The 319-nt window shown below is 31.0% G+C and carries 1 pseudogene; it reads left to right on the top strand.

What is annotated here, in order from left to right:
* Positions 1-319: pseudogene (locus tag ACTNAO_RS12895) on the top strand (transposase); the annotation flags it as partial.

The raw sequence follows: 319 nt of genomic DNA, 5'->3' as shown, positions 1-319 counted from the left end.
AGAAACAAAAGTGAAAAAGGGAAAAGAAATTACAACAACATTTGAGTGGATAACAAGCATTGAAATTACAGAAAAAAATGCAGTTAAACTAGCCGGAGCCGGAAGGAAACGATGGAAAATCGAAAATCAGGGATTTAACAGGCAAAAGAAGTGGCAAGGTAATATAGAACATGCATGTAGTCATAATGCAAATGCTCAAAAATGCCATTATTTGATGGAACAGATAGCTGATTTTATAAAGCAGCTTTATGAATATTTTTTCTTAAATAAAAATGAGATAAAAAAGAAACAAAAAAATATATCCTCTGATTTGTTAGCC

The organism is Clostridium sp. HCP1S3_C6, from assembly GCF_052066735.1.
Lineage (GTDB): Bacteria > Bacillota > Clostridia > Clostridiales > Clostridiaceae > Clostridium.
This window is presented reverse-complemented; position numbering and strand designations above follow the sequence as displayed.